Consider the following 24,558-nt stretch of genomic DNA (forward strand, 5'->3'; position numbering starts at 1 on the left):
TTACTCACTTCTCGGTCTCGACCAGGCCCTTGACGAAGAGCTTCTGCATCACGACGACGACCACCACCGGCGGCAGCATGGCCAGAATCGCGGTTGCCATGGCGATCTGCCATTCGGTCAAGGCATCCTGTGTGGTGATCATCTTGCGGATGCCGATGACGATGGTCTGCATCGAATCCTGGGTGGTGATCAGCAGGGGCCACAAATACTGGTTCCAGCCATAGATGAACTGGATCACGAACATCGCCGCGATCGAGGTGACCGACAGCGGCAGCGCGGTATCCTTGAAGAATTTCAACGGGCCTGCCCCATCGATCTTCGAGGCTTCCAGCAATTCGTCCGGAATCGTCATGAAGAACTGGCGGAACAGCAGGGTCGCCGTCGCCGAGGCGATCAGCGGCAGGGTCAGGCCTGCATAGGTATCGAGCAAATGAAGATCGGAAACGATCTTGTAGGTGGGATAGATGCGCACTTCCACCGGCAGCATCAGCGTGATGAAGATCAGCCAGAAGGCGAACATGCGGAAGCGGAAGCGGAAATAGACGACGGCGAAGGCCGAGATCAGAGAGATCACGATCTTGCCCACCGCGATCGCCACCGCCATGATCAGGCTGGTGGTCAGCATGGTGAGCACCGGCTCACGCGTCGCCCCCTGCGTGCCGTGAAACAGGGTCTGGGTGTAGTTCTTGATCAGGTCCGGCCCCGGCAGCACGCCGATCTGGCCGTTGATGATGGTGGTGGCGTCATGGGTCGAGGCCACGAAGGCCAGCCAGACCGGGAAGGCCAGGATGAGCACGCCCAGGATCAGAATGGCATGGGGCAGAAGATTTCCGAAACGGCGGTTTTCAACCATGAGCCGTTCCTCTCGACAGCGGTGAGGAGCAGACCATCAATAGGTCACCTTCTTCTCGATGAAACGGAACTGCAGGGTGGTCATGGCGATCACCAGGATCAGCAGGATCACCGATTGCGCCGCCGAACCGCCGAGATCGCCGCCGCTCTGGCCATCGTTGTAGACCTTGAACACCATGGTGATGGTTTCCCCGGCCGGGCCGCCATGCGTCACCGCATCGATGATGCCGAAGGTGTCGAAGAAGACGTAGACGATGTTGATGACAAGCAGGAAGAAGGTCGTAGGCGACAGCATCGGCAGGATGATCGTCCAGAAGCGCCGCGCCGGCCGGGCGCCGTCGATGGCCGCCGCCTCGATGAGCGATTTGGGGATCGATTGCAGCCCCGCCAGGAAGAACAGGAAGTTGTAGGAGATCTGCTTCCAGGTTGCCGCCAGCACCACCAGGATCATGGCATGATTGCCGTTGAGCAAGGGATCCCAGGGCAGGCCGAGTTGCTTGAGGCCGCGCGCCACCAGGCCGAGCGAGGGCTGGAACATGAAGAGCCAGAGCACGCCCGCCACCGCCGGCGCCACGGCATAGGGCCATACCAGCATGGTGCGATAGAAGGAGGCGCCCTTGATCTTCTTGTCCGCCTGCACGGCCAGGATCAGGGCAAGGCCGAGCGAAAGCACCGAGACCAGGCCCGCGAACACCAGGGTAACGCCGACTGCCTTGTAATATTCGGGTTGCTGGAACAGGAGCTGATAGTTCTCGAACCCGACGAATTCGGAGGTGGTGCCGAAACTGTCCTCGATGAAGAAGGATTGCCGGATCGCCTGCAGCACCGGCCAGTAGAAGAACACCAGCGTGATCGCCAATTGCGGCGCCAGCAACAGCCAAGGCAGGGTCTTGCCGGAGAAGACGGAGCGTTTTTCCATGGATGCTTCCGGGCTATGCAGTTCGTTCAAGCTGGAAGGGCGCAGCTGCCTTCTCCACGAAGTGGGGAAGGCCGAGGCACCTTCGATACGACGTTGTCACCGTTCATTTCGAAGACATGACGGATAGGGTGCGGCGAGCAACGCGGCCGCTGTGAGGCCCGGCACGACGGTTATGCAACCCAGTGGCGGTCGACGCACCGCCCGCCACACCCCATTAGACCCAGCTTCGCCGGACCGCCTTTTACCGCCCGGCCGTACGGGCGAAGGTCTTCAGGATCGCATCGCCGCGGCGGACGGCGTCGTCCATGGCAGCCTGTGCGGTTTTCTTGCCGGCCAGGGCCTGTTCGATCTCCTCGGCCCAGACATCGCGGATCTGTGCGAGATTGCCGAGGCGCAGCCCGCGCGAATTCTCCGTCGGCGGCTTGTTGGTCAGTTCGAGCACGGCGACTTCGCTGTTGGGATCCTTGGCATAGAAACCCTGTTTCTTGGAGAGCTCATAGGCCGCCGGGGTGATCGGCAGATAACCGGTCTCCTGGGCCCACCAGGCCTGCACGTCGGGCTTCGACAGATAGGTCAGGAATTTGGCGACGCCCTTATAGGATTCGTCCGACTTGCCCCCCATCACCCAGAGCGAGGCGCCCCCGATGATCGAGTTCTGCGGCGCCCCCTGCACGTCGGGGTAATAGGGCATCGGCGCCACCGAATATTTGAACTTGGCGTTGGCCTTGACATTGCCCAGGAAGGCCGAGGAGGTCAGGAACAGGGGGCACTCGCCCGAGGTGAAGCGGCCCTCGCCCTGGTTGGTCCGGCCGGAATAGTCGAAGGTCTTGTCCTTCTGGGCCTCGACCAGGTTCTCCAGATGCTTCACCACCACCGGGTTATTGAACTTCAGTTCCGTATCGAAGCCCTCCAATCCGTTGGCCTTGGTCGACAGCGGCACATTGTGCCAGGCCGAGAGTTCCTCGATATTGGCCCAGGTCGTCCAGGCCGTGGAGATGCCGCAGGTGGCATAACCCGCCGCCTTCAGCTTCTTGGCCGCCTCGAAGGCCTCGGGCCAGGTCTTGGGCGCCGCGGCCAGATTGGCCTTCTTCAAGGCATCCTCGTTGACCCACATCACCATGGTCGAGGAATTGAAGGGGAAGGACAGCATCTCGCCCTTGGCATTGGAATAATAGCCGGTGACGGCGGGCAGGTAGGACTTCTCGTCGAAGGGCTCGCCGGCGTCCTTCATCAGCTGGTAGACCGGCTTGATCGCGCCCTTGGCCGCCATCATGGTGGCCGTGCCGACCTCGAAGACCTGCAGGATATCGGGCGCGTTGCCGGCCCGGAAAGCGGCAATGCCGGCATTCATCGTATCGGGATAGGAACCCTTGTAGACGGGAACGACGCGATAGTCACTCTGGCTGGCATTGAAATCGTTGGCCAGCTTGACGATGCGGTCATTGTTGGCCCCCGTCATCGCATGCCACCATTGAATGTCGGTGGCCGCGAGGGCCCCGCTGGATACACTGGCCAGAAGAACCGCGGCCGAAGCCAGAACGCTCAACTTCATGAATAATACTCCCTCACGGTGCGCCGCTTCTTGAAAGGAAGGCGTTGTTTACGGCCGGATGGTTAGCGCTTCCGTGACGGAACAATGAAGCAATTATGACAATGGAACAAGCCAGCGGCGACAGGTGTCTGTCGATAGCGTGAACGGCGCATCATTGCCGCTCGCCGGTTTCGGGGCTAAGCAACTGGAAACCGGATTGCCAGGGAGGCTCCATGCCGTCGATCGTCATCGCTCAAGGAGGCGGCCCCACCGCCGTGATCAATCAGACCCTTTGCGGCGCCATCGTCGCCGCCCGCAGGCATGATCCCTCGCTGCGCATCCTCGGCGCCCGTCATGGCGTACGGGGCCTGACGCGCGGCGATCTCGTCGATCTCACCGCGCTTTCGGAAAGCGATCTCGAGCGCCTGGCCCGCACGCCCAATTCCGGCCTCGGCTCGACGCGGGACAAACCGGATCCCGCCTATTGCCAGACCATCCTGCAGGCGCTGGAAAAGCTCGACGCCCGCGGCTTCATCTATATCGGCGGCAACGACACGGCCGGCACGCTCGACCTGCTGCGCCAGCAATCGACCGGCTCCTGCAGCTTCGTGCATGCTCCCAAGACGATCGACAACGATTTGATGGAGAACGACCACGTGCCGGGCTTCATCTCGGCGGCCGCCTTCGTCGCCAACGCCTTCGTCAGCATGGACCTCGATTTCCGAGCGATGCCGGGCATCTATGTCGCCATCGTCATGGGCCGGCATGCGGGCTTCCTCAGCGCCGCGGCGGCCGGCTGGCAGCAGGCGCCGGAGGATGCGCCCCATCTGATCTACACGCCCGAGAGGCCCTTCTCGGTCGAGCAGTTCCTCAACGATGTCGACACCGTCTATACCCGCGTCGGCCGCTGCATCGTTTCGATGTCGGAAGGCGTGCAGGACGAAGCCGGCCGTCCTCTTGCCGAGGTGCTGGCCGCCGGCGCGGTCGAGCGTGACGCCCATGGCAATGTGCAGCTTACCGGCGGCGATCTCGGCATCGAGATCCAGAAGGCCTTGAAGCAACGCTTTCCGAAGGCACGCGCCCGTGTCGACACGCTGGGCTATCTGCCGCGCGGCTATCTCGGCATCATCGACGAGACCGATGCCAAGGAGGCCTTCGAGGCCGGCGCCTTCGCGGCCCAGAGCGCCTTTACCGGCTCGGGCTCGGTGGTGTTGCATTATGATGGCAAGCGCACGTCGCCGCGCATCGTATCCCTCGATCAGGTCGCCGGGCGCACCCGTCACATGCCCGACAGCTTCTTCACGGGCGCCAACGCCGTTTCCGACCAAGGCCGGGCCTATTTCCGCCGCCTGCTGCCGCCGCGCCCGGACATCTTCACGCCTTTCGTGTGAGGGGCCGTTGCCCCTCGCATGTCGTCAGGGGCAGCCCTGCGGCCAGCGCTCCAGGGCTTCCCGGCCCGCGGACGTCAGGCCGTAGATGCCTTTTTCGACCCGCTCGAACCAGCCATAGACATTCCCCTGCAGGATCTTCGGGGCGTCGGGTACCGCCTTGGCGAGATCACGCCGGCGCTGCGGCGCCACTACCAGCGCGGCGGCACAGGCCAGCGCCTGCTGGCGGTAGGCCGTCATCTGCGGCAAACGGCTCGAACCGCCGACGACGGGATCGCCTTGGCGCTTGCGGTGCTCTTTCAAAAGGCGGGAACGGCGCTTGGGATCGCGGCGCGGAAACGGCGCCTCGGGCGTGACGATGATCTGCACCTCGCCGCTGTCGGACACGCCCAGCAATCCGAAGCCGAGGCGGCGGCAGAGATTGCGGAAACGCGCATCGCTCTCCCGCCCCTTGCCGCGTACAGAGAGACGGGCCGCGAGCCAGACCTCGTCGCAGGCGCCCGCCCTGTCGACGCCCTGCAGCACCAGTTCCAGGTTGAAGCTCTGCTTGAGCTCGCAGATCACCGCCACCGGCGGTTCGCCTTCGCGCAGGGCCAGGACATCGCAGCCGCCGATCTCGCCTTTCACCACAAAATCAAGCGACTCCAGGAAGGCCTTGACCGGTAGATACAGCTCGGTTTCCAAGGCCGCCCCTCACTGCAATCCGACGGGGTCGACGACGCCCGATTTGCAACCCTGATCCGTCGGCACGGCAGCGGCGATCAGATCGGCCAGCCTGGCGCCATCCTTGACCTCGCCGCGCAGGCCGATGGTCATCTCCACGATGATGCTGCGGTTGCCGTCACGCTGGCAGGCAAAGCGCACGCGCTCGCCGGCCCCCGCGCCGAAGCCCTGGTCGAAGGCGCTGCGGATCTGGCCGGTGTCGACTTGCTTGCCGACATTCTCGGCGAACAGCTTCTGGACGGGCGAGGCGTTGATCTCGCCGATCAAGGCCACCGAACGGCGGAAATAGGCATCGGCCGATTTTTCGAAGAAGCAGGTGCCGTGCTCGATCCATTCATGGCGATCGAGGAAGGAGGCGGTGCCGGGCATCGCCTTCTCCAGGGCCGCACGCGTCGCCGGCTCGAGCTGGGGCTCGGGCAGGTCCTCCCAGCGATGGGCCTTGTCCGCCTCGACATCGCGTCGCGCCACGCCGCAATAGGCATTGCCGCGCGGCTGCGGCCAGAGCCCGTGCAGCGTGAAATGGCTGGCATCATAGCGATCGGCGGTTTGCGTGCGGCACTCGGTCTTGTCGGGCAGCCCCTCGCAGAACGCCGCCTGCCAGCTGATGGCGAAGACATAGGAAGCCCCGCCCGCCGAGATCGCCGCATCGGATCTGGCCGGGCCGGGCTTGCCCGCTCCCGGCGCGACGGCCGTGCCGTCGCCCGCCTTGACCTCGCCACAGGAAACCGGAACCCAGCGCTGCGCGGGCTGAGCATCCTCCACCTCGACGCGATAGAAGGTCGGATCGGGCTTGTTGCCGGCGAGCAGCCTGTAGCTCTGCGCAGGGGTGAGCTTGACGTTGCCGGGGTTGGTCTGCTTGCGAATGGACTGCAGGGCCGCGCAGGCCTCCCGCGCCGTGAAAGTCCCCGTCATTGCTTCCTCGGCCCTGACCGACGCAAAGGGAACCAGGACCGAAACGGCCAAGGCCGCAAGCCAACTTCTGTGCATGCAATCCTCCAGAGCAAACCGCGCTTCGACGGAAACGCCGTTTTCCCCTTACCTCTTGTTCGATGCGCCCCCGTGATTGCCTTGTGGTTCCCGGCGAACACGCCCAATCCCAAGACGCCCCGGGGCCGGGCGCGCATCGCCTGCGGCCCGCCATCCTTCTCGAGGAATAAAGCATAGCGCTGAACAGAAACCTACCAGGGGCGCCACGGCGGGAGAGTGCCCTTGATTTAGGCATCGAAAGGGTAGCTTCGGCCAGCCCCGGAGCCATGCTACCGCATTGCGGTAACCCCCTCTAAACCATGCGAAAATGGCATGCCGGGCATACCGCTTTGCACGTGCGATTCTGCACAAATTTCACCACGATTCGCCTATATACGCGCCAGCAAGTGAACTACTCTTTTTTGGAACCACTCCCGTGACGACCGTCGCCCTCATCAACGCCATCACCACCCGCCTCGTCGCCTATCGCAATCGCCGTCGCATCGCGACCGTGCGCCGCGAACTGAGCTACCGCGACATGCTGGATCTGGGCATCTATCGCGGCCATATCGACCGCGTCGCCAGCGCCGAGAACGAGGCGATCTGATCTCCCTCCGCCTCGGGCTCGCATGGCCCACCCGATGGTCCGATCGCGATCCTGGCCAGCCCGGATCGCGATTTTGTTTTCACGGTCCGGGCTTCCGTCTTGAACCCCGTTTCCCGCGCCTGTGACCACTTTCATTGCATTGGCGTGATGAATATCATCACGAAGTTTTATAATTGACGATGCGTCTCGATATTTCACGGCTGCCGACAATCGGCTAAAACGGTTTAGCGGGCGGCTCCCGCACCTCTTCCCATCACCCGCATAGCCCAGCGGAACCAGGCCGATCGGCCTTGGCGAGTGCCAAGACGCCGGTTTTTCGTGCCGCAACAAAGGGATAGTCCGCGTTTGCACCCCGCGTGCCACCGCGGGTCTAGCACTGACGTATGGACGCCAAAGCAGCCACCCTGCCCCCCTCAGGTGCTTTCAGCCCCGAGCGCACGGCCTATTCGATTCTGATGGCGATCAGCGTCTCGCATTGCCTCAACGACACCATCCAGTCGTTGATCCCCTCGATCTATCCGATGCTGCGTGACAACTACGCCCTCAGCTATACCCAGATTGGCCTGATCACGCTGGCTTTCCAGCTCACCGCATCGCTGCTGCAGCCTTTCGTCGGCCTCTATACCGACCGCCGCCCCCTGCCCTATTCCCTCACCGTCGGCATGGGCCTCAGCCTGGTCGGCCTGGTGCTGCTGGCCTATGCCCAGAACTATATGACGGTCCTGATCGCCGCCATGCTGGTCGGCACCGGCTCCTCGGTCTTCCATCCCGAATCCTCGCGGGTGGCGCGCATGGCTTCCGGCGGCAAGACGGGGCTCGCCCAGTCGGTCTTCCAGGTCGGCGGCAATCTCGGCACCTCGATCGGGCCCTTGCTAGCTGCCTTCATCGTGCTGCCATATGGCCAGCATTCGATCGCCATCTTCTCGGTGATCGCCCTGGTGGCGATGTTCATTCTGTGGAATGTCGGCAACTGGTATGCCGCCTATCGGCGTCATACGGCAGGCACCAAGGCCAGAACCATGTCGGCCGTGGCCTCGCTGTCGCGCGGGCGCGTCATCGCCTCGCTGGCAGTCCTGCTGGCGTTGGTCTTCTCCAAATTCTTCTACATGGCCTCGCTGTCGAGCTATTACACCCTCTATCTCGAAGACCGCTTCGGCCTGCCGCCCGAAGCCGTGCAGATGCAGCTCTTCATCTTCCTGTTCGCGGCGGCCGCCGGCACACTGCTCGGCGGGCCGATCGGCGACCGCATCGGGCGCAAATATGTGATCTGGGTCTCGATCCTGGGCGTGCTGCCCTTCAGCCTGGCCCTTCCTTATGCCAATCTGACCTGGACCCCGGTCCTGGCGGTGATCATCGGCTTCATCCTCTCCTCCGCCTTCTCCGCCATCGTGGTGTTCGCGCAGGAGCTGGTGCCGGGCAAGACCGGCATGATCGCCGGGCTGTTCTTCGGCCTCGCCTTCGGCATGGGCGGGGTGGGTGCGGCCGCACTCGGCGTTCTCGCCGATAAGACCAGCATCGAATTCGTCTACAAGGTTTGCTCCTTCCTGCCGATGATCGGGCTGCTGACGATCTTCCTGCCCAATATCGAGCGCCCCAAGCCGCAGCCCGTGGAAGCGGCGAAGGAAGCCTTCAAGTAGAAAGGCGGCCGCCCGCCTTTCCATCCGACTTTTGAGGCCGAACGGGGCTGCGCACCGATGAGCGCGCGGCCCCCGTTCCAATTTGAATAATGAATGGAAACGACCAATGGCTACGGTATTTCCGCCGACGGGCTCACAGGCGAGCCTCGGTGGTCACCAGAGCTGGAGCCGGGAGGCACTCGAAACCCTCATCCTGGCCTGGCCTCTCATTCTGACCAATCTTGTCGAACTGGCGCTGACCACCACCAATCTCATCCTCGTGGGTGAACTGGGGTCGCAGGCGATTGCCGCCGTGACCCTGGCCAACAACCTGTTCTTCTTCTTCGCCATCATCGGATTGGGGGTTGTGACGGCGGTGGCGCCGATGGTGGCCAGCGCCCTGGGCGCGGGCGACGACAGCGGCCGCGACATCCGCCGGACCGTGCAGCAGGGTTTGTGGACGTCGCTGATCGTGTCGATCCCCGGTCTCGCCTGCCTGATGAACGGCGAATGGATCATGCTGCATCTCGGCCAGAATCCCGCGATCGCCGCGCAGGCCACCGAATATCTCAGCGGCCTCGCCTGGTCGCTGCCGGCCTTCATCGGCTATATCGCCCTGCGCTCGGCCGCCGCCGCCATGGGGCAGCCACGCGCCGCCCTGTGGAGCGCGCTTGCCGGAATCATCATCAATGCAGTGCTGGCCTGGGGCCTCGCTTTCGGCCATCTCGGCCTGCCCGCCCTCGGCGTGTCGGGTCCGGGCATCGCCACCACGATCGCGACCTGGATCTTCTTCCTGCTGCTGGCCGCCTTCCTGGCCTTCAGCCGGCCGTTCCGGCGCTATCGATTGTTCCAGGATCTGTGGCGGCCCGATTGGCAGCGGCTGTGGCAGATCTTCCGGCTGGGTGTGCCCATCGCCGTCACGCTCGCCTTCGAGGTCACCGTCTTCAATGCGGCGGCCTTCCTGATGGGGCGCATCGGCGAGACCGACCTGGCGGCGCACGGCATCGCCATCCAGATCGCCTCGATCAGCTTCATGGTGCCGCTCGGCCTCGGCCAAGCGGCGACCGTGAGGGTCGGCCTCGCCTATGGAGCGGGCGACAAGCATGCCATCAGCCGGTCCGGTTGGACAGCCTATGTCCTCGGCGTCGGCTTCATGTGCGCGGCGGCCGCCTTCATGCTGATCGCGCCGCACCTGCTGATCGGCCGGTTCATCGATCTTGCCGATCCCGTCAATGCCGATGTGGTGGCCCGGGCCAGCCTGTTCCTGATCTTCGCCGGCCTGTTCCAGATCACCGACGGTGCCCAGGTCGTGGCCGCCGGCATGCTGCGCGGCCTGCATGATACCGTGATCCCGATGCTGTTCGCCGCCATCGGCTATTGGGTGGCGGGGCTGCCGCTCGGCATCCTGCTCGGCTTCCATTTCGGCTGGGGCGGCGCCGGCATCTGGGCCGGCCTGGTGAGCGGGCTGACGGCGGTCGCCATCCTGATGACCATGCGCTGGCTGCGGCGGGACCGCCTGAAGCCTGCGACGTAACGCAGACGCGTCTCCCCGATGCCCTTGGGGCTGCCTATTGCAGGGACTGGAGGTAGCTCAACCTTTGCCGATAGGCCGCCTCGATGCAGCTGGCCTGGGCGCCGCAGCGATCGCGGTTGGCGCGCCACGCCGTCTGGTCGGCCGACAGGCTGGCCTGCTCGGCCTTGGGCAGGAGCCGGAAGCGCGCCTTGAAGGCATTGTCCAGGGCGAGATCGAGCCGCGCCAGCGTGTCGCTCTGGCAAATGGCGCGCTCGCTCGGATTGAGGCGTCCGCCGCAGGGAAAACTCGGCGACGCCGAGGGCGTGCCGGCCGCCTTGTCGACCAGGCTCTTCAGGAAGGCGAGCCGCTGCCGGTAGCTCACGCCGATACAGGCTGCGTCGGCGCCGCATTCGTCGCGCTGGGCGCGCCAGGCCGTCTGGTTCGCCTTCAGCTTGGCCTGCAGATCCTTCGGCAGCGCCGCGTTGATCAGGCCGTAGGCGGATGACAAGGTCTGGTCGAGGGCGGCGAGACCGCCATCCTGGCAAATCGCGTTTTCGGTCGGGTTCAGCCGGCCGTTGCAAGGAAAGCTCGGCGAAACGGAGGCGGGAACGGTCCTGTCCGGGGCCGCAAAGTCGAGGGCCGCATTCTGCTGCAGCGTGGAGTTCGGTTGGCTGTCGCCACCTGCCGTCGCCGCCGGAGCAATCTCGACCGAGCCTTGCGCCGGCTGATCGACCGATGCCGGGGCGGTGGTATCGACCGCCTTGACCGGCTGCGGCGTTTCCACTTTTCCGGCCATGGCGAAGGAGCCGATGATGGCTTCGTTCACCCAGGGGGTCTGGCCGCCCTGGGTCGACTGGTCGACATCGGCTCGGACCTGGCCGAACATCTGGCGGATGTCGAGGCCGGGCGTCTCCATATGGGCGAGCAGCGCCGTGGTGAAGGGCGAGTTGCGCCCGCTGCCGTCCTGCGCCACCGAGCCCGGCGCCGTGGAGAAGGCGATCAGCGTGCCCTTGGCCGAGGAGGCGTCGAGATCGATACGCGCCAGTCCGCGCGTGCCGGCCCCCCGGGTCAGCTGGCGCGTCAGGGGATTGTCCCGGCACGAATCCAGGATCACGATCTTCACCTTCGGCGCCGCGCTGTCGACCAGTTCCAGGAGCTTGTCCAGCGACAGGGTCTGGGTGTCCAGATCCAATTCGTCCGAGATCCTGGCCGAGACCGGCACCAGGTAGTTGCGCCCCTTCACCTGCACGCCATGGCCGGAATAGAACACCACCACGCTGTCGGCATGATCGGCGTCGCGCAGAAAGGCCCTCAGACCGTCATTCATCGCCGCCAGGTCGCCGTCCTTGACCAGCGTCACCGCATAGCCGATCCGCCCCAGCGCCGCCGCCATGTCGTTGGCATCGTTGGCCGGATTCACCAGAGGCGTCACCGACCGATAGGCACTGTTGCCGATCACCAGCGCCGCCTTCTGGGCCGCGCCGGCGGGCAGTGCGCCTGCCAGAACGAACGTGGCAAGGAGGAACAGGCGGATCAGGCAGGCCATAATGGGGTCTCTAGGGGTAAGGGCCAACGTAGTTCACTTATGAAGGAACACGCCGGTTTGTCATAGCCGGGCTCGATCCGGCTATCCAGAAGCCCCCCGCCGTGCCGGGCTCGGAGCTGGAGCGCCGGGCCAGACCCGGCCATGACAAAGGTCGTGTAAATCCGAAGGAGCATCGCTGAACAGCATTGGGATCAAGGCGCGACATTATCTCCGCCAATGGGCGCAAATCAAACGTGACAGCGCCACAGGAACGTCCCAAAGATGAAAGCTGACAGGCTTTTCTACAGGGGAGCCCAGACCGCTCCCATTTTTTTCGACAGTCAGGTGCGTTGTGATCGAATATGTCCGCAGAATCCTCGATGCCCGCGTCTATGACGTAGCCCAGCGAACGCCCCTGGATGCGATGGTGCGGCTCAGCCAGCGCCTGAACGCGGAGGTGCTGCTCAAGCGCGAGGATCTCCAGCCGATCTTCTCCTTCAAGATCCGTGGCGCCTATAACCGCATCGCCCGGCTGTCGCCCGAAGCCAAGGCGGCCGGCGTGATCTGTGCCTCGGCCGGGAACCATGCCCAAGGCGTCGCCCTCTCGGCAACGAAGCTCGGCATCGCCGCCACCATCGTCATGCCGATCACCACGCCGCGCATCAAGGTCGATGCCGTGCGCTATTGGGGCGGCAAGGTCGTGCTCAAGGGCGACGTCTTCGACGAAGCCTATGCCCATGCCCGCGAACTCGAACAGGAGCAGGGCCTGACCTTCGTCCATCCCTATGACGATGGCGACGTCATCGCCGGCCAGGGCACAGTGGGCGTGGAGATCCTGCACCAGCATCCCGGCCCGATCGAAGCAGTCTTCGTGCCCATCGGCGGCGGCGGCCTGGCGGCGGGCATCGCCTCCTATGTCAAGTTCCTGCGCCCGGAAACCAAGGTGATCGGCGTCGAGCCGGTGGATGCCGCCTCGATGAAGGCGGCCATTGCGGCCGGCGAGCGGGTGGTGCTCGACCGCGTCGGCCTGTTCGCCGACGGTGTCGCAGTCCGCCAGGCGGGCGAGGAAACCTTCCGGATCTGCCGCGAACTGCTGGACGACGTCCTGGTCGCCGATACCGACGCCATGTGCGCTGCGATCAAGGACATCTTCGAGGATATGCGCGTGCTGTCCGAACCGGCCGGCGCCCTGTCGCTGGCAGGCTTGAAGGCTTATGCGCAGGCCAATCCCGAGAGAACCGGCGCGCTGGTCGCCGTCAACAGCGGTGCCAACCTCAATTTCGACCGTCTGCGCCATGTCGCCGAGCGCGCCGAGGTGGGCGAGGCGCGCGAGATCCTGCTCGCCGTCACCATACCCGAGGAGACAGGCAGCTATCGCCGCTTCATCCAGGTTCTGGGCAACCGCATCGTCACCGAGTTCAACTATCGCTACGCCGGCGGCAGCCAGGCTCATGTCTTCGTCGGCCTGAAGCTCGCCGATGCCAAGCGCCAGAAGAGCGAGATCGTCGGCCAGCTCGAACGGCTCGGCTATGGCGTCGTCGATATCAGCGCCGACGAGACCGCCAAGCTGCATGTACGCTACATGGTCGGCGGGCGGGCACCGGGCCTGACGGACGAATTGGTGCTGCGCTTCGAATTCCCCGAACGCCCCGGCGCGCTGCTCCGATTCCTCGACGGCGTCGGCTTCGACTGGAACATCACCCTGTTCCACTACCGCAATCATGGTGCGGATTATGGCCGTGTGCTGGTCGGAATCCAGGTTCCCGAAGCCGATCGCCCGCGGCTTTTCGAACGTCTGGGAGAGCTCGGCTACCCCTATGAGGACGAAAGCGCCAACGACGCCTATCGCCTCTTCCTGCGCGGCTGAACGGCAGGCCGCCAGGCACGCACCACCCGTTACGGAAAATTAAGCAATAACAAACGGTTAAGGCTTTTCGTAAAGCCGGCGACCGCCATGTTCCACGCCCATATCAGCAATGCCGAATAACATGCCCACGGCGTGCTTTTCGACACTACATAAACACCGAAAAGTCGCAATAGGTCTTACAAGTAGAGACGAGGCGTTAACCGCGCCGCGATACAGTGAAAGGTGAGTTGGAGTTAGTACGATGCGTTTGGCGGGATTGTTTGCAGCAAAGGACGGATTTGAAGAAGGCGACATAGCCGGTGTGACGATCGACGTCGTCACCGGGCTGCTTGCCGGTCTCGCCCTGATCATCGGTGTCTGGCTGCTCGGCAGCGCCCTGAATGCCGATGCCACCCATGTCGCCTCGGCGCTGGCGCGCTGAGAACGCATCGGTCACCACGAATGAAACAAAGCAGTCCAGGCTCCCGCCTTGGGAGAGTGGACTGCTTCGCTATGCTCACGATGACGCAGTTGCCGTAGCGACCCGTCGCAGCGACTACTTGCTCATCGAATTCTTGATCATGCCGGCGATGATCTGAAGGATGGCGCCGCCGGCACCGCCGCTGATCACATTGGTGACGATCGAGCCGACGTCGAAGCTGCCCGACTGCATGGAGGCGGCGACGGACGGCCAGACAGCAGTGATGATCTGGCCGAGCACACCGCCGCCCACCAGACCGGCGATGATGTTTCCGATATTACCCATGTCGAATTGCGGCAGAGCCTTGCCGGAGCCGGCGCCGCCAAGCGCGCCTGCCACCAGGTTGATAAGAATCTGTTCCATTGTCGACTTCCACTTTCAGTGGCGGCTGGTTGATGGAAGATGACCGCCTGCGACAATTTGTGCAGATTCTGGTTTCTTTTCAATTAATCCCTGAACCGAGCCCCGCTTCAAGGAGACTTAGACAAAGTAAAATCTGTGTATTTCGCCTTTGCAGCGCTTCCCTGTCTCTGTGGAAAGTCCGCTGCATTGATTTCATACGAGTCTATCCGCCTTGAAGTGCCTTGAAATCGCGCTGCCAGATTGCGCCGGTGATATAACGCAGGACGGAGTTGCCCCGTTCGGCGTCAGGCGTTCCCACCAGCGACAGCAGGGCCACGCAGGCTTCCTTTCCCTGATGCACCGTCACCGAGGGTTCCCTGCCGGTCCGCTGCGCGCCGGTCTGGCCATCCCGACCGACGGCATTCTTCCACTTGTCGGCGAAGATCCTCGCCCCCTCTTTGGCGGTGTCGCAATCGCCATAGGGCAGCGCGATCACCACGCCACTGCCTGCCGGCTCCTTCGTCTCGACATCGGCGATGATGGCCCCCATGGACACAGGCGTGATCGGTTTCTTCGCCCGCTCGGCCATCTTGTCCGCCAGCGCTTTCTTGTCGACGGTGGGAGAGGTTGCCATCAGATCCGTCACATCGTCCCCCTGCATCCAGATCGCCGGGGTGAGAACGATTGCCTGCAGGATCGAACCCTGGGCAGCCACCTTCTCGATGCCATCGAGGCCCGCCTCGAACGGTGCCAAACCGGCGAGACTGGTCTTGGCCGAAACGGCGCCGGCCTCGGTAGCGGCCCCGGGATCGGGGGACTGGGCGATACCATCCTTGAGAGGCGCGATCATCGAAGCACGCCCCAGCGGGCCAAGGAAAGGATTGTTAGGATTGCGCTTGGTGAAATCCACCTTCAGCGGGTCGCCATTGCGCCATGTGCCATCGATCTGGCTGAAACCGCGCTTGGCGAGCCCCGTGACGAAAGGATCGACCATGTCCGGACGAGTGAAGCGCCAGAGGACGACGGCCCGTGGCGGTGTACCATATTCGGTGAAGCTGGAAATCTCGTCGCGCTTCAAGCCAGTATCCCCTTGCCAGGAAGACTCGGCGCTAGAAAAGAACGCTTTCGTCGTGTCGTTGCCACCAAGACTCATGCGGCGTCCCATCGAGGCGAAATTCCCCGCATAGAGCGCACGCAGTTCCGACAGATTAACAAAGATGGCGGCAATGCCGTTGCGATCCATTGCGAACTTCGCAGGAACGTGGGACAGCGCGCCCCGCAACTCCGAATCGGCCGAAGCCGCTCCTGCGACGCCGCACAGCAAGGTTGCTGCCACTACGACGCCTGCCAGTTTTCTCAATCCGTTCGGCATCAAAATCCCTCCTTGTCCATCGCATAGGCCGCAATGGCACGCCGGAAGAGGCCAAGTCTGTCGTCAAGGGAACGCATCAGGGGAACCGCATCAAGGCTTCTTCGTCGTCCAGCGCGCGGCGGCGGCATCGTCCTCGTCCTTGGCGGCGACCCAGCCGGTACCGGAGGCGCGCTCCTCCTTCTTCCAGAATGGCGCCCGCGTCTTGAGATAATCCATCAGGAAGGAAGCGGCCTCGAAGGCAGCCTGGCGATGCATCGAGGCCGTCACCACCAGCACGATGTTGTCGCCCGGCACCAGCCGGCCATGCCGGTGGATGACGGTGACGCCTTGCAGGGGCCAGCGCTCGCTCGCTTCCGCCTCGATCCGCTCGAGCTCGGCCTGGGCCATCTCCGGATAATGGTCCAGCGTCATCGCACTGATACGGTCGTCTTCCGGCCCTGCCCGACAGATGCCGATGAAATTGACCACCGCACCGATATCCGTGCGACCGGCTGTCAAGGCAGCAACCTCGGCCGAAACGTCGAAATCCTCGCGTTGCAGACGAACGCTCACCGTTTCTGCTCCCCGCCGGCTCAGCCGCCCGTCATGGGCGGGAAGAAGGCGATTTCGCCGGCTCCGGCAACCGGCGCAGCCGGCTTGACATGGCGCCGATCGATCGCCGCCCTGATGATCTTGCGGTTCTCGAAGGCATGGGCATGGGCCTCGCTACGCTCGGACAGCCACTGCATCAGATCCTCGACCGTCCTGACCTCGGCCGGCAGGTCGACTTCCTCCTCCGGCACGCCGATGCGCTCGCGCAGCCAGGCGAAGTAGATCAGCTTCATCACGCGTCCTCCAGCAGATGCTGCACGCCGCTGCGGAAATAATCATACCCCGTGTAGAGCGTCACCACAGCCGAAACCCACAGCAGCACCAGGCCGATGATGGTACAGCCCGGCAGGACGGCGTCGCCCGCTGGCCCTGCCAGCAGAAAACCGATCGCCAGGAGCTGGACGGTTGTCTTCCATTTGGCAAGCCGAGTCACCGGCACTGAAACCCGCAATTCGGCCAGGAACTCCCTGAGACCGGAAACCAGGATCTCGCGGCATAGGATGACGATGGCCGCCCACACGGACAGATTGCCGATGGTGATGGTTCCCGTCGCCGTCAGCATGAGCAGGCAGGACGACACCAGCAGCTTGTCGGCGATCGGATCGAGCATGCGCCCGAGCGAGGATTGCTGCCCCCAGGCCCTGGCCAGATAGCCATCGAAATAATCCGTCACCGCCGCCAGGGCGAACGCCCCGAAGGCGACCCAGCGCACCCAGATCACCTCCGGCCAGAACAGGCAGGCCACGACCACCGGCACCGCCGCGATCCGGCCATAGGTGAGGATGTTCGGCAGGGAGAGCGGGGATGTCCGCTTGGTGGGCGCTGGTGATGTCATGGCTTGAAGGAACATGGCGCGGTCGCGCCGTCAACCGGGTTTAGGATGCCTTGTCGTGGAAGAAGTCGTAGACCTTGCGGGCGGTCGCCTGATCGATGCCCGGACAGCCTTCGAGATCGGCCATCGAAGCGCGCTCGATCGCCTTGAGAGTGCCGAAATGCCGCAGCAGCGCACGTTTGCGCTGCGGACCGATGCCGCCGATTTCCTGGAGCCCCCCCTCCTTCAGGGATTTGGAGCGTTTCTGGCGATGAGCACCGATGGCGAAGCGGTGGGCTTCGTCACGCAGGCGCTGCACGAAATAGAGCACGGGATCGCGCGGAGCGAGCTTGAAAGGGGGCTTGCCCTCGACGATGAAGGTCTCGCGCCCGGCATCGCGATCGACACCCTTGGCGACACCGACCAATGCGACGTCCTCGACGCCGAGATCGGCGAAGACCTCGCGGGCCACCTGCATCTGGCCGGCACCGCCGTCGATCAGGACGAGATCGGGCCAAGAGGGCATCGCGACATCGTCCGCCCCCTCGCCCGGTTCGGCCGCCTCGTCCTTGGGTGTCTCCTTGATGAGGCGGGAAAAGCGCCGCTGCAGCACCTCGCGCATCATGCCGTAGTCGTCGCCCGGCGTGATCTCCGTCGATTTGATATTGAACTTGCGATAATGCGTCTTGGCGAAGCCTTCGCGCCCCGCCACGATCATGCCGCCGACGGCGTTGGTGCCCATGATGTGAGAGTTGTCATAGACCTCGATGCGGCGCGGCGCCTCTTCGAGGCCGAAGGCTTCGGCTACGCCTTCCAGCAGCTTGAGCTGCGAGGAGGATTCGGCCAGGCGGCGTCCGAGTGCCTCGCGGGCATTGGTGAGGGCATGCTCGACGAGGTCGCGCTTCTCTCCCCGCTTCGGTGTCGCGATCTCGATGCGATGGCCGGCCCGCAGCGTCAATGCCTCACGCAGGATCTCCCCACCCTCGATCTCGTGCGAAAGCAGCACGAGCTTGGGCGCCGGCTTGTCGTCGTAGAACTGGCCGAGAAAGGCATCGAGCACTTCGGCCTCGCTGAGCGTGCGATCGGCCTTGGGGAAATAGGCGCGATTGCCCCAGTTCTGACCGGTGCGGAAGAAGAACACCTCGATGCAAAACTGGCCGGCCTGCTCGTGCACGGCGAAGACATCCGCTTCCTCGATCGAGCGTGGATTGATCCCCTGGGTCGACTGGATGGCCGAAAGCGCCGCGAGCCTGTCGCGATAGCGGGCTGCGCGCTCGAACTCCAGAGTTTCGGCCGCCTTCTCCATCTCGTGCGCCATCGCCTCCTTGATGGCCTTGGACTTGCCGGTCAGGAAGGCGCGCGCTTCGCTCACCAGGCCGGCATAATCCTCGATCGAGACCTCGCCGGTGCAAGGGGCCGAGCAGCGCTTGATCTGGTGCAGCAGGCAGGGGCGCGTGCGGGTCGAGAACACCGAATCCGTGCAGGAACGGATGAGGAAGGCGCGCTCCAAGGCGTTCATGGTGCGGTTGACGGCCAGGACGCTGGCGAAGGGACCGAAATAATCGCCCTTGCGCGTGCGCGCCCCGCGATGCTTGGTCAGCTGCGGCGCCGGATGATCGCCCGTCAGCAGGATGTAGGGAAAGGATTTGTCGTCGCGCAGCAGCACGTTGAAGCGCGGCTTCAGGCTCTTGATCAGATTGATCTCGAGCAGCAGGGCTTCGGTTTCCGTCTGTGTCGTGACGAATTCCATCGCCGCCGTCTCGGCGATCATGCGGGCGATGCGCGCAGTCGGCGCAATGCCGCGGGCGTAGCTCGCCACCCGTTTCTTGAGCGAATGCGCCTTGCCGACATAGAGCACGGTGCCTTCCGCATCGATCATGCGATAGACACCCGGTGCGTTTGGCAGCGTCTTCCAGAAAGCGTGAATGACCGCCGTTCCCGCGCGCAGCGAAGACGGCACGGCTTTCTCGTCGAAGGCGAAGTCGACGGAGGAGGAGGCTTCCTCGGTTTCGGCAAGATCGGGCGAGTCGGTCATGGCTGATAAATAGGACGCAGGAGGCACGCTGACGAGAGGGCATGCAAAATGCCGGTGAAATTGCCCGCCATCGCCGGCGTGCCCCGGCTATCGCGGCTGGACTACTCGGCCCAGGCCAGATGCTGGCCGCCGTCGACGGCGATCATCTGACCGCTGACGCTGCGGGCGCGGGCGAGATAGAGCACGGCCTCCACGATGTCCTCGACGGCGCTGCCATGGCCGAGCGGCGTGCCGGCCGCCTCGGCAGCGAATTCCTCGGGGGTCTGCGAAGCCGCCTGCAGGGTCGGGCCCGGCCCGATGCCGTTGACACGGATCCGTGGGGCCAGCGCCTGCGCCAGGGTCTGCGTGGCGACATGCAGCACGGATTTGCTGAGATAATAGGAAACATAGTCCGGCCGGGGATGCAGCACGCGCTGGTCGATCAGATTGACGATGGAGGGGTCGCAGGCGCGCGGGTCGACCTGGGCCGCAAAAGCCTGGGCGAGAAAGATCGGCGCCTGGGCGTTGACGGCGAATTGCCGGTTCCAGACCTGCGCACGGAGGGTGCCCACGCCGTCGGCCTCGAACATCGAGGCTGAATTCACCAGCAGGTCGAGAACGCCAATGCCGGCATGCGCCTCCTCGACGATCGCACTCACCTTGTCTCCCGCCGACAGATCCCCCACCACGATGCAGGCCCTGCGTCCCATGGCCGCAATATGCGCCGCCACATCCTCCGCTTCGGCGCGCGAGCGATTGCAATGAAGCGCGACGTCATATCCGGCCTGCGCCAGGCCGAGGGCGATGCTGCGGCCGATACGCTTGGCAGCGCCGGTCACCAAAGCGCGCTGCGCCCCCGAACAAAGCTCTTTGGCCTTTTCCACCATTTTCTCCATTCCTTCCGCAGGCTTGTCTTCATACTGCGTTTACGATGCGGGCAGATTGCTGCCCAGCGTTAACGTCGATCGACCACCGGGCAGTGTTCAAGTGACGAACTGGCCCATGCCAGCACTGGAGTAAAGCGCGCTCACGGCGGAACGCTTTTTTGCTCCGGCTCTTTGGTTCGACGCGTCTTTGCGATTGTGGTGCTTCCCTCAACTCGCAAGGCGCTTTGGCACCGGAACAGGCAACACTGGGACACGATGCTGAAGGTCACTTTCCTCACTTGCGCGATACTGGCCTGGCAGCCCCTCATCGGAACGGCGCAGGCCGGCGAAGCCGTGCCCGGGGCACCCTCCGCCCTCTCGCTGGTGTGGACCGGCCGCTTCATTGCCGTGACCAAGGCACCGGTACTGGCAGGCGTCGTTCCGCAGGCGGCCGCCAAGCCGGCACGCCCGTCGACTGGTGATGACATCGACATCGTCGGTTCCATTCCGGTCAATCCCTCGGGAGAAAGCGGCAAGAATCGCTCGCTCGCGCATAATGCGCGCCCGACAAGCCTTTGCCTTCTGCCCGGTCTGACCTCGGGCCGAGGCGATGATCTGGCCTGCGGTGGCGTTCAGCACAATCGCTGGTCCGCCCGGGCGACGGCGTTCAACTATGATTTGGGCACGGTTCATTCCGATTTTGCCAACGCGCCGGCGCCCTATGCCGCCGGGTGGGAATGACAAATCGCCGAACAACCCAATAATTCGCAATATTAATCTCCCGTTAACTATAATAAACTCAATTTACCCTAAGAGAATTCACAGAACATAAATTATAGTTAACAAACCATTTCAAATATAACTGAAATCATTGCCATAATATTGCCTTGTTAAATCTACTTAATAAACCCATCAGGCAACTTTCTCTTAAGAGTCTTCACGTAACACGGTCGCATGATTGTTCGATGGGTTGGGGATACCGGCGTCATCGCGTGTATGAGTTCCAGGAGTTCACGATGAAAAAGCTTCTTCTCGCCACAGCAGCGACGCTGATCACCGGGTCCGCCTTTGCGGCCGACATTCCGCAATATCAGGAACCCGCTCCGGCCTACCAGGCACCGGCTTCCAATGTGACCTGGACGGGCTTCTATGCCGGTATCAATCTCGGCTACGGCTTTTCCGGTGACTTCGATGCTAATCGCGGCGTCCGCTTGAACGAGGCCAGCGGCTTCACCGGCGGCGTGCAGGCCGGCTACAACATGCAGTACGATCCGATCGTGGTCGGCATTGAAGGCTCGTTGAACTATGCCGACATCACCGACAAATATGACGGCCACAAGGGCACCTACGGCTTCAACGGCTCGATCACACCCCGCTTGGGTTACGCCATGGGCGACTTCCTGCCCTACATCAAGGCCGGTCTGGCCTTCGGCGACGTCGAAATCAACCGCTTCGGCGCCAAGGATTCGCAGTGGCAGGTCGGCTGGACCGCCGGCTTCGGTGCCGAATATCGCGTGACCCCGGAAGTTTCGGTCCGGGCGGAATACAACTACACCAGCTATGGCAAGGATGACTTCGACATCCGCAGCGGTGTGGTCAATGCCGGCTATAGCGGCAGCGACATCAAGGTGGGCGTGAACTATCACTTCTGATCCGTTCGGAAGACAGCGCTCCGAAAAGGCCCGGCATCACTGCCGGGCCTTTTTCGTTCGATGATCGTCAGCAGCCCTTGGCCGTTGATGCCCGGCCTTCCCAGACCATACTGCCGATCACGGCCAGGAGAACCATGCCGCCACCAGCCAGGGCCGCCATTCCCGGCGCCTCTCCGAAGGCAAGCCAGACCCATAGGGGCGCAAGCGGGGTCTCCAAGGCACCTATCAGCGCCGTCTGTGCCGCCGGAATGAACTTCGCGCCAATGGTGAAGCAGACCAGTGCCAATCCCATATTGCTTACGCCGAAGGCAACCAGCATGGCGACCTCACGACCGTCCGTCGGCCAGCTCGACATCAGGGGAGCGCTGATCAGCGCCGGCACCAGAGCCGACAGGCAGGCGGCCGGTACCAGCGGCACATCGGGAAAGCGCCGTCGCATCACCACGAAAGCGGCAACCAGTATCGTCATCGCCAATGCAAGGACATCGCCGATCAGGCTCCCCTGCGCGCTGCCGCCGGCCACGGTCAGCGCTACGCCCGCGACGGCGAAAAAGCTGGCGACCAGCACCGCTACGGAAGCCCGTTCTCGCATCACCAGCCAGGCCAGGCCGGCGCCCACGAAGGGCACCGTCGCGTAGATGATCGAGACATGGGCCACGCTGGTGAGCCGTAGCGACGCCACGAAGCAGGCCATGCCCAGGCTGGACAGCAGGCAGAAGCCCAAGCCGATCCATCCCATCGCCCTGAAGCTGCGCCAGGTGTTGCGGCCTTCCAGCGCCAGGATGAAGGCAAGGCTGGCGAGCGCGCCAAACAGGCCGCGCCAGAACAGCAGGGCGGCAATGTCGAGAGGCACCGCCCGCGTGAAATAGCCGGCCGAACTCCACAAGATGGCGGAGGCCGTCACCAGCGCCACGCCGATATGGCGCGGCGCGTATGCCGCCGGCATGCTCCCTTCAATGGACATTGCGATCTCCGATATGGCTGGATGCCGATTGACAGATGCCGGATTGAAGCAGAACTCTGCTGCCAAGAATCTGTCAGCAGTCAGCGTTCCCTACGCAGACCGCGCTCAACGGCTTGCCTCCCATGCGCCGCACCACCCGCCTGTTCGAGATCATCCAGCTCCTGCGCGTCGCCAAGAAGCCAGTGACGGCCGAGGCGATCGCCGCGCAGCTCGAAGTCGCCAAACGTACCATCTACCGCGACATCGCTTCGCTTCAGGCCCTGTCGGTGCCCATCTACGGCGAAGCCGGCATCGGCTATGTCATGCGCTCCGGCTACGACCTGCCGCCGCTGATGCTGTCCATCGAGGAAGTCGAAGCCCTCGTGGTCGCTCTCGGCCTGCTGGAGCGCACCGACGATCGGGCGCTCAAGCTGGCCGCGGATTCGATCCGCGCCAAGATCGCCACCGTTTTGCCGATCCCCAATCGCGAACCCATCGACAAGACCCGGCTCTTCGTGCCGCAATGGATCCATCCCGAGCCGATCAGCATCGATCTTGCCGCCATTCGCCTGGCCATTCGCGACGAGCGCAAATTGCTGCTGCACTATGTCGATGTAGAGGAACGGGAAAGCAGGCGGGTCGTCCGACCGATCGCCATGGTCTACTATGTCGAAGTGATGCATGTCGTGGCCTGGTGCGAACTGCGCCGGGATTTCCGCAGCTTCAGGGCCGACCGCATCCGCCATTGCGAGGTCATGCAGGAGCGTTTCGAGGGCGAGAGCGCGGCCTTGCGCACGGCCTGGGAGGCGCGCCAGCGTGAAGAGACGCCGCAGCGCTAGATCAAAGTGCGATTTTTCTGAAAAACGCTTTAGTTCCCTATCGAGCTCTCAGATGAACACCATCGCCACCTCATTCCGCGTCTGAAAGCCCGCTTTGGCATAGGCCGCTTGTGCCCACCGATTGGCTGGACCGGGATCGATGACGATCATCGGCGCCCTCTCCGCCCGCAGATGCCGCGCCGGCAAGGGCAGATCGCTCGCGCCGGCCGGGCGGAAACGATAGGGGCCCGCTGTTCAGGCTCATTGCTTCATTGGGGACGCGTCAGGCCGAAAGCCGGGATCTCCGCCTCGAAGGCGGCAAGCCAGGTCTGCAGCTTGGGAAGATGCTGCCGCCAGGTTCCCGCAAAGCGCAAATCGAGATAGCCGAGTGCGCAGGCCAGCGCGATGCTTCCCGCGTCCAGCGCCGGGTCGAAGGCCCCTGCCCGCGCCTCGAACGTAGCCAGGCCGCGCGCGACCTTGCCAGCCTGGATGTCGAGCCATTTGGCACTGCGTTGATCTTCGGGGCGCATCCTCGCCTCATAGACCTGGAGCAGCGAGGCATCCATGACGCCGTCCGCGAGGGCTTGGCGGGTGAGCACCTCGAAACGCGCCGGGCCCTGCGGCACGATCCGGCCGCCACCGGCGAGGTGGTCGAGATAATCGAGAATGACCCGGCTGTCGTAGAGGACGGCCCCGTCATCCAGGATCAGCACCGGGATCTTGCCGAGCGGATTCTGCCCGCGCAGGCTGTCCTGCGGATCATTGGTATCCGCAGGAACCACGGTGATGCGATCGAACAAGCCGAGATAATGGGCGGCGATCTTGACCTTCCGACCAAAGGGCGAAGGAGGCGAGGAGCGCAATTGCATGATGGTGCCGAAACCCAGGTGCTGGAATCATGAGCGACTGCGAGCGCTCGTCCTTCCATTACCGCATTTCAGCTGCAAATGCGGTAATACCGGTCAGGCCTTCACCAAATTGACGGCCTTCGGTCCCTTGCCTTTCTTGTCAGGCTCGACATCGAAGGAGATCTTCTGGCCTTCCGACAATGTACCCAGACCGGAACTTTCGACTGCGGTGATGTGAACAAAGATGTCGCGTCCACCATCGTCAGGCGTTATGAAGCCATAGCCTTTTTGGGTGTTGAAGAACTTGACGGTGCCGCTCTGCGCCATCTTACGC

25 protein-coding genes are annotated in these 24,558 nt (G+C 63.5%); 9 read left to right on the top strand and 16 right to left on the bottom strand.

What is annotated here, in order from left to right; all coding sequences use genetic code 11:
• Positions 1–4: 4 nt before the first annotated feature.
• From ugpE to ugpB, 3 genes are all read right to left on the bottom strand, one after another.
• Complete coding sequence (ugpE, locus tag C5L14_RS11925) at positions 5–853, bottom strand: sn-glycerol-3-phosphate ABC transporter permease UgpE (protein WP_105862263.1); 849 nt, start codon at positions 851–853, stop codon at positions 5–7.
• Positions 854–889: 36 nt separating this feature from the next.
• Complete coding sequence (gene ugpA / locus C5L14_RS11930; RefSeq protein WP_105862264.1) at positions 890–1,771, bottom strand: sn-glycerol-3-phosphate ABC transporter permease UgpA; 882 nt, start codon at positions 1,769–1,771, stop codon at positions 890–892.
• A 241-nt stretch (positions 1,772–2,012) separates the two neighbouring features.
• Positions 2,013–3,323 carry a sn-glycerol-3-phosphate ABC transporter substrate-binding protein UgpB gene (gene ugpB / locus C5L14_RS11935; RefSeq protein ID WP_105862265.1) on the bottom strand — a complete coding sequence of 437 codons (1,311 nt, stop codon included), beginning with the start codon at positions 3,321–3,323 and terminating at the stop codon, positions 2,013–2,015.
• 212 nt (positions 3,324–3,535) lie between these two features.
• On the opposite strand from ugpB, the gene C5L14_RS11940 reads away from it, so the two are divergent.
• Positions 3,536–4,693: a diphosphate--fructose-6-phosphate 1-phosphotransferase gene (locus C5L14_RS11940; protein ID WP_105862266.1), complete on the top strand. Its 1,158-nt coding sequence runs from the start codon at positions 3,536–3,538 to the stop codon at positions 4,691–4,693.
• Positions 4,694–4,717: 24 nt separating this feature from the next.
• Here C5L14_RS11940 and C5L14_RS11945 read toward each other — a convergent pair whose 3' ends face one another.
• Complete coding sequence (locus tag C5L14_RS11945) at positions 4,718–5,374, bottom strand: DUF2161 domain-containing phosphodiesterase (RefSeq protein ID WP_105862267.1); 657 nt, start codon at positions 5,372–5,374, stop codon at positions 4,718–4,720.
• A 9-nt stretch (positions 5,375–5,383) separates the two neighbouring features.
• On the bottom strand, positions 5,384–6,400 hold the full coding sequence (locus tag C5L14_RS11950; RefSeq protein WP_245443355.1) for a ribonuclease T2: 1,017 nt from the start codon (positions 6,398–6,400) through the stop codon (positions 5,384–5,386).
• A 415-nt stretch (positions 6,401–6,815) separates the two neighbouring features.
• Between C5L14_RS11950 and C5L14_RS30335 the strand changes: the two genes are divergently transcribed.
• The 3 genes from C5L14_RS30335 to C5L14_RS11960 all read left to right on the top strand — a co-directional run bounded on the left by C5L14_RS30335 (position 6,816) and on the right by C5L14_RS11960 (position 10,136).
• Positions 6,816–6,986 carry a hypothetical protein gene (locus C5L14_RS30335; protein WP_181161135.1) on the top strand — a complete coding sequence of 57 codons (171 nt, stop codon included), beginning with the start codon at positions 6,816–6,818 and terminating at the stop codon, positions 6,984–6,986.
• 383 nt (positions 6,987–7,369) lie between these two features.
• Entirely contained in the window at positions 7,370–8,623 is a 1,254-nt protein-coding gene (locus tag C5L14_RS11955) for an MFS transporter (RefSeq protein WP_105862268.1), read from the top strand.
• Positions 8,624–8,729: 106 nt separating this feature from the next.
• Positions 8,730–10,136, top strand: coding sequence for an MATE family efflux transporter (locus C5L14_RS11960; protein WP_105862269.1), 1,407 nt, complete (start codon positions 8,730–8,732; stop codon positions 10,134–10,136).
• Positions 10,137–10,170: 34 nt separating this feature from the next.
• On the opposite strand, the gene C5L14_RS11965 is transcribed toward C5L14_RS11960, so the two are convergent.
• Positions 10,171–11,661: a caspase family protein gene (locus C5L14_RS11965; RefSeq protein WP_105862270.1), complete on the bottom strand. Its 1,491-nt coding sequence runs from the start codon at positions 11,659–11,661 to the stop codon at positions 10,171–10,173.
• 331 nt (positions 11,662–11,992) lie between these two features.
• Here C5L14_RS11965 and ilvA point away from each other — a divergent pair, with 331 nt between their 5' ends.
• Positions 11,993–13,507: a threonine ammonia-lyase, biosynthetic gene (ilvA, locus tag C5L14_RS11970; protein ID WP_105862271.1), complete on the top strand. Its 1,515-nt coding sequence runs from the start codon at positions 11,993–11,995 to the stop codon at positions 13,505–13,507.
• A gap of 241 nt (positions 13,508–13,748) precedes the next feature.
• The gene (locus C5L14_RS11975) at positions 13,749–13,928 is read left to right on the top strand and encodes a hypothetical protein (RefSeq protein ID WP_105862272.1); all 180 of its coding nucleotides are present in this window, start codon (positions 13,749–13,751) and stop codon (positions 13,926–13,928) included.
• Positions 13,929–14,042: 114 nt separating this feature from the next.
• Here C5L14_RS11975 and C5L14_RS11980 read toward each other — a convergent pair whose 3' ends face one another.
• The 7 genes from C5L14_RS11980 to C5L14_RS12010 form a co-directional block, all read right to left on the bottom strand.
• Complete coding sequence (locus C5L14_RS11980) at positions 14,043–14,330, bottom strand: hypothetical protein (RefSeq protein WP_105862273.1); 288 nt, start codon at positions 14,328–14,330, stop codon at positions 14,043–14,045.
• Between the two features lie 202 nt (positions 14,331–14,532).
• Positions 14,533–15,681: a hypothetical protein gene (locus C5L14_RS11985; RefSeq protein WP_146126894.1), complete on the bottom strand. Its 1,149-nt coding sequence runs from the start codon at positions 15,679–15,681 to the stop codon at positions 14,533–14,535.
• Between the two features lie 90 nt (positions 15,682–15,771).
• A complete protein-coding gene (locus tag C5L14_RS11990) occupies positions 15,772–16,233 on the bottom strand; it encodes a molybdenum cofactor biosynthesis protein MoaE (protein ID WP_105862275.1) in 462 nt (153 codons plus the stop codon).
• Between the two features lie 20 nt (positions 16,234–16,253).
• Positions 16,254–16,505 carry a molybdopterin converting factor subunit 1 gene (gene moaD, locus C5L14_RS11995; protein ID WP_105862276.1) on the bottom strand — a complete coding sequence of 84 codons (252 nt, stop codon included), beginning with the start codon at positions 16,503–16,505 and terminating at the stop codon, positions 16,254–16,256.
• Complete coding sequence (gene pgsA, locus C5L14_RS12000) at positions 16,505–17,122, bottom strand: CDP-diacylglycerol--glycerol-3-phosphate 3-phosphatidyltransferase (protein WP_245443356.1); 618 nt, start codon at positions 17,120–17,122, stop codon at positions 16,505–16,507. The genes moaD and pgsA overlap by 1 nt, the downstream gene beginning before the upstream one ends.
• A gap of 25 nt (positions 17,123–17,147) precedes the next feature.
• On the bottom strand, positions 17,148–19,118 hold the full coding sequence (uvrC, locus tag C5L14_RS12005; RefSeq protein WP_105862277.1) for an excinuclease ABC subunit UvrC: 1,971 nt from the start codon (positions 19,116–19,118) through the stop codon (positions 17,148–17,150).
• Positions 19,119–19,219: 101 nt separating this feature from the next.
• Complete coding sequence (locus C5L14_RS12010) at positions 19,220–19,984, bottom strand: SDR family oxidoreductase (RefSeq protein WP_181161136.1); 765 nt, start codon at positions 19,982–19,984, stop codon at positions 19,220–19,222.
• A 255-nt stretch (positions 19,985–20,239) separates the two neighbouring features.
• Between C5L14_RS12010 and C5L14_RS12015 the strand changes: the two genes are divergently transcribed.
• Both C5L14_RS12015 and C5L14_RS12020 read left to right on the top strand, forming a co-directional pair.
• The gene (locus tag C5L14_RS12015; RefSeq protein ID WP_105862279.1) at positions 20,240–20,704 is read left to right on the top strand and encodes a hypothetical protein; all 465 of its coding nucleotides are present in this window, start codon (positions 20,240–20,242) and stop codon (positions 20,702–20,704) included.
• A 275-nt stretch (positions 20,705–20,979) separates the two neighbouring features.
• Entirely contained in the window at positions 20,980–21,615 is a 636-nt protein-coding gene (locus C5L14_RS12020) for an outer membrane protein (RefSeq protein ID WP_181161137.1), read from the top strand.
• Between the two features lie 67 nt (positions 21,616–21,682).
• On the opposite strand, the gene C5L14_RS12025 is transcribed toward C5L14_RS12020, so the two are convergent.
• Complete coding sequence (locus C5L14_RS12025) at positions 21,683–22,561, bottom strand: DMT family transporter (RefSeq protein ID WP_181161138.1); 879 nt, start codon at positions 22,559–22,561, stop codon at positions 21,683–21,685.
• Positions 22,562–22,701: 140 nt separating this feature from the next.
• On the opposite strand from C5L14_RS12025, the gene C5L14_RS12030 reads away from it, so the two are divergent.
• A complete protein-coding gene (locus C5L14_RS12030) occupies positions 22,702–23,397 on the top strand; it encodes a helix-turn-helix transcriptional regulator (RefSeq protein WP_105862282.1) in 696 nt (231 codons plus the stop codon).
• Positions 23,398–23,645: 248 nt separating this feature from the next.
• Here C5L14_RS12030 and C5L14_RS12035 read toward each other — a convergent pair whose 3' ends face one another.
• Together C5L14_RS12035 and C5L14_RS12040 are read right to left on the bottom strand one after the other, a co-directional pair.
• Positions 23,646–24,248 carry a glutathione S-transferase family protein gene (locus tag C5L14_RS12035; RefSeq protein ID WP_105862283.1) on the bottom strand — a complete coding sequence of 201 codons (603 nt, stop codon included), beginning with the start codon at positions 24,246–24,248 and terminating at the stop codon, positions 23,646–23,648.
• Positions 24,249–24,338: 90 nt separating this feature from the next.
• Positions 24,339–24,551, bottom strand: coding sequence for a cold-shock protein (locus C5L14_RS12040; protein ID WP_068284736.1), 213 nt, complete (start codon positions 24,549–24,551; stop codon positions 24,339–24,341).
• Positions 24,552–24,558 lie beyond the last annotated feature (7 nt).

This window comes from Labrys okinawensis (assembly GCF_002982075.1).
GTDB classification, from domain to species: domain Bacteria; phylum Pseudomonadota; class Alphaproteobacteria; order Rhizobiales; family Labraceae; genus Labrys; species Labrys okinawensis_A.

Coding starts and splice junctions, on each gene's coding strand:
- ugpE (WP_105862263.1), bottom strand. CDS start 853: ATGGTTGAAAACCGCCGTTTCGGAAATCTTCTGCCCCATGCCATTCTG.
- ugpA (WP_105862264.1), bottom strand. CDS start 1,771: ATGGAAAAACGCTCCGTCTTCTCCGGCAAGACCCTGCCTTGGCTGTTG.
- ugpB (WP_105862265.1), bottom strand. CDS start 3,323: ATGAAGTTGAGCGTTCTGGCTTCGGCCGCGGTTCTTCTGGCCAGTGTA.
- C5L14_RS11940 (WP_105862266.1), top strand. CDS start 3,536: ATGCCGTCGATCGTCATCGCTCAAGGAGGCGGCCCCACCGCCGTGATC.
- C5L14_RS11950 (WP_245443355.1), bottom strand. CDS start 6,400: ATGCACAGAAGTTGGCTTGCGGCCTTGGCCGTTTCGGTCCTGGTTCCC.
- C5L14_RS11955 (WP_105862268.1), top strand. CDS start 7,370: ATGGACGCCAAAGCAGCCACCCTGCCCCCCTCAGGTGCTTTCAGCCCC.
- C5L14_RS11960 (WP_105862269.1), top strand. CDS start 8,730: ATGGCTACGGTATTTCCGCCGACGGGCTCACAGGCGAGCCTCGGTGGT.
- C5L14_RS11965 (WP_105862270.1), bottom strand. CDS start 11,661: ATGGCCTGCCTGATCCGCCTGTTCCTCCTTGCCACGTTCGTTCTGGCA.
- C5L14_RS11975 (WP_105862272.1), top strand. CDS start 13,749: ATGCGTTTGGCGGGATTGTTTGCAGCAAAGGACGGATTTGAAGAAGGC.
- C5L14_RS11980 (WP_105862273.1), bottom strand. CDS start 14,330: ATGGAACAGATTCTTATCAACCTGGTGGCAGGCGCGCTTGGCGGCGCC.
- C5L14_RS11985 (WP_146126894.1), bottom strand. CDS start 15,681: ATGCCGAACGGATTGAGAAAACTGGCAGGCGTCGTAGTGGCAGCAACC.
- moaD (WP_105862276.1), bottom strand. CDS start 16,505: ATGAAGCTGATCTACTTCGCCTGGCTGCGCGAGCGCATCGGCGTGCCG.
- pgsA (WP_245443356.1), bottom strand. CDS start 17,122: ATGTTCCTTCAAGCCATGACATCACCAGCGCCCACCAAGCGGACATCC.
- uvrC (WP_105862277.1), bottom strand. CDS start 19,118: ATGACCGACTCGCCCGATCTTGCCGAAACCGAGGAAGCCTCCTCCTCC.
- C5L14_RS12010 (WP_181161136.1), bottom strand. CDS start 19,984: ATGGTGGAAAAGGCCAAAGAGCTTTGTTCGGGGGCGCAGCGCGCTTTG.
- C5L14_RS12015 (WP_105862279.1), top strand. CDS start 20,240: ATGCTGAAGGTCACTTTCCTCACTTGCGCGATACTGGCCTGGCAGCCC.
- C5L14_RS12020 (WP_181161137.1), top strand. CDS start 20,980: ATGAAAAAGCTTCTTCTCGCCACAGCAGCGACGCTGATCACCGGGTCC.
- C5L14_RS12025 (WP_181161138.1), bottom strand. CDS start 22,561: ATGCCGGCGGCATACGCGCCGCGCCATATCGGCGTGGCGCTGGTGACG.
- C5L14_RS12030 (WP_105862282.1), top strand. CDS start 22,702: ATGCGCCGCACCACCCGCCTGTTCGAGATCATCCAGCTCCTGCGCGTC.
- C5L14_RS12040 (WP_068284736.1), bottom strand. CDS start 24,551: ATGGCGCAGAGCGGCACCGTCAAGTTCTTCAACACCCAAAAAGGCTAT.